This is a genomic window from Streptomyces tricolor (assembly GCF_002155905.1).
GTDB classification, from domain to species: Bacteria; Actinomycetota; Actinomycetes; order Streptomycetales; family Streptomycetaceae; genus Streptomyces; species Streptomyces tricolor.
Genome location: NZ_MUMF01000850.1, coordinates 1 through 2,806, shown reverse-complemented (window position 1 = coordinate 2,806; position 2,806 = coordinate 1). Strand labels below are relative to the sequence as shown.

The following is a 2,806-nucleotide window of genomic DNA, read 5'->3' as shown; positions in this document are numbered from 1 at the left end:
CGGGCGACGGCGTCCAGCACGGAGTCGGAGACGCCGGCCGCGCGGCCCTGTTCCAGGCGGGTGTAGTGGGTGATGCTGACGCCCGCGAGCAGGGCCAGTTCCTCGCGGCGTAGCCCGGCGACCCGGCGGCGGGCCGGTGCGGTGGCGATGCCGACGTCCTCCGGCCGCACCGCGGCACGGCGGGACTTCAGGAAGTCTCCCAGCTCGGTCGACGCGTCCATACGGGCCTCCAAGATGCGGGGCGCTGCCCCCTGGTGCGGGCGGTCGTCGTCCATCCTGCCCGCCGGACGGCGCGAACGGGATGCCCGAGGGTGGTCACGCCGTGACCACCCTCGCGGCGGCCGGTCGTACGGGGGTGCTGGCTGAGGCGGCCGGGACGGACGAGATTCGACCCCGGCGACTCCGCCGTACGCCGGCGCCCCGGCCGGCCGCTTCCACCGCACAGAGGGGAACACCTCGTCATGTCCGTCACCGCCACCCGACCGGACGGCGCGTCCGCCGCCCTGACCCCCCGGCTCCGCCTGGTGCTGGTGCTGCTGCTCGCGGCCCAGTTCATGCTGGCCGTGGACTTCTCCATCCTGAACGTGGCCCTGCCGGTGATCGGTGCGGGCCTCGGCTTCTCGCTCGCCCATCTCCAGTGGATCGGCACGGCGTTCGCGCTCTGCGCGGCCGGGTTCACCCTGCTGTTCGGGCGGGTCGCGGATCTCTTCGGCCGCCGCCGGCTGTTCCTGGGCGGTCTCGTCGTGCTGGGCGCGGCCTCGCTGGCGGGCGGGCTGGCGCAGAGCCCGGAGGTGCTGATCGCGGCCCGGGTGTTCCAGGGGCTGGCCACCGCGGCGGTCACCCCGGCCGGTCTGTCGCTGCTGACGACGTCCTTCCCGGAGGGCCCGCTGCGGGAGCGGGCGCTCGGTCTCAACGGGGCGCTGATGTCGGCCGGTTTCACCACCGGTGCGATCCTCGGCGGCCTGCTGACGGACCTGCTGTCCTGGCGGTGGGCGTTCTTCATCAACGTGCCGGTGGCGCTCGCCGTGCTCCTCGTCGCGCCCGCGGTCGTCGCCGAGTCCCGGCCCGCGCAGCGCCCGAAGCTGGATGTGCCGGGTGCCGTCACGGTCACGCTCGGGCTGCTCGCGGTCATCCTCGGACTGACGCAGGCCGGCGAGCGCGGCTGGGGCGCGCCGGCCGCGCTGCTGCCGCTGACGGCCGGGGTGGTGCTGCTGCTCGCGTTCGGCGCCGTGGAACGCCGGGTGCCGGCGCCGCTGGTGCCGCCGCGGGTGCTGGGCAGGCGGTCGGTGGCGTGGGGCAACCTCGCGGGTCTGGTCGCGTTCCTCACCGAGACGTCCCTGGTGTTCCTGCTGACCCTGTACCTCCAGCAGGTGCTCGGCTTCTCGCCGCTGGCCGCCGGGCTGTCCTTCGGGGTGCTGGGCGCGGGCACGGTCGTCGGCGGCGCCCTCGCCCCGCGCTGGATCGGCAGGTTCGGCGCCACCCGCTCGCTGCTGGCCGGCGGTCTGGTCCAGGCCCTGTTCACGGCGGCCCTGCTCGGACTCGGCACCGGCCGTTCCTCGCTGTGGCTGCTGCTGGCCGCGACCTTCGCGGGCGGGGTGGGGAACATGCTGGTCATCGTCGGCTTCATGGTGACCGCCACCTCGGGTCTCGCCGATCACGAACAGGGCCTGGCCACCGGGCTCGCGACGATGACCCAGCAGATCGGCATCACCATGGGTACGCCGGTGATGAGCGCCGTCGCCACCGCCGCCATGTCCGGCACGGGCGCCCTGGCCGTCCTCGGCGGTCTGAAGACGGCGATCGCGCTGAACGCGGCCCTCGCCCTCCTCGGCACCCTGGCCAGTGTGCTGTTCCTGCGGGACAGGGCACGGTGAACCGCCCGCGGCGCGCGTGCCTCAGCGGCACAGCCCCATGACCCAGTCGTCCAGGCCGGGAAACTCCTCGCCGGCCCGCGCCACCAGCACCGCGGCCGGCTGCCCGCGCCCCGGCGCGAACCGCTCGGCCACCGCGGTGCGCCGGGCGTCCGGGCGGGACCCGGCCCCCGTGCCGCGGGCCTCGGCCGCCTCCCTGGGGCCGAGGCCGTCGGCCAGCACCCACAGGAAGTCGGCCAGGTCCCGGGCGACGACACCGGTCTCGCCCTCCGAGCCGAGGAAGACCACCGGCTGCTCGGCGAGGTCCCGCCCGGGCCGCACCAGCCAGAACGCCGCGTATCCGCCCGTGCCGTCGCAGCCGAACACCCGGAAGACGTCCCCGCTCGCCTCCGCGTTGCCGGTCCACGCCCGGAACCAGTCGGTCGTCTCCTCGGCGGACAGGAAGGCGTCGAAGGGCTCGAAGTCGACGCCGTCCCCGTCGGCGTAGTCGAAGGGGTGCGCGAAGGCGGCGGCGAGCGCGGCCGGGAAGCCCCGGTCGTCGGCGGTGGTGATCATGCGCGCAGCGTAGCCCCGGGCACCGACAACGCCCCGCCGGCGGGCGTCAGCGGTACACCGGCCGCCCGCGCGTCCCGCACGGCGTCGGCCCTGACCGACCCTACGTATTGTAGGTTCCCAAACGCCCATGCTCACCGGGCCGTTCACACGTCTGTTCAACGGGGGACCCATGCACGACACCACGGAAGCGGAGCCCGGCACGGAGGACTGCGCGCGCGGTCTCGCGCCGACGCTGACCGTGTTGGTCGTCAGCCTGGTCATCGCCGCCGTCGGCGTGTACGAGCTGTGCGGCTTCGGCCTGCACAGCCTGGACCGGCGCCCGCACCTGTTCAGCGACGGCCTGGCGACCGGCGGGGTGATCGCCGCCGCGGTGACCGCCG

General features: G+C 75.0%; 4 protein-coding genes. 2 read left to right on the top strand and 2 right to left on the bottom strand.

Annotated elements, in window-relative coordinates:
* Positions 1-221, bottom strand: a 221-nt coding sequence (locus CCN44_RS40680) for a helix-turn-helix domain-containing protein (protein WP_143650421.1), incomplete at its 3' end; no start/stop codon positions are given.
* A gap of 240 nt (positions 222-461) precedes the next feature.
* On the opposite strand from CCN44_RS40680, the gene CCN44_RS40675 reads away from it, so the two are divergent.
* Positions 462-1,874 (top strand): MFS transporter, encoded by a 1,413-nt coding sequence (locus CCN44_RS40675; RefSeq protein ID WP_059251747.1) that lies wholly within the window; start codon positions 462-464, stop codon positions 1,872-1,874.
* A gap of 21 nt (positions 1,875-1,895) precedes the next feature.
* Here the strand turns inward: CCN44_RS40675 and CCN44_RS40670 are convergent, their stop codons facing one another.
* On the bottom strand, positions 1,896-2,426 hold the full coding sequence (locus CCN44_RS40670) for an SMI1/KNR4 family protein (protein WP_086704196.1): 531 nt from the start codon (positions 2,424-2,426) through the stop codon (positions 1,896-1,898).
* 169 nt (positions 2,427-2,595) lie between these two features.
* Between CCN44_RS40670 and CCN44_RS40665 the strand changes: the two genes are divergently transcribed.
* On the top strand, positions 2,596-2,806 hold a 211-nt coding region (locus tag CCN44_RS40665), incomplete at its 3' end, for a hypothetical protein (RefSeq protein ID WP_107502173.1).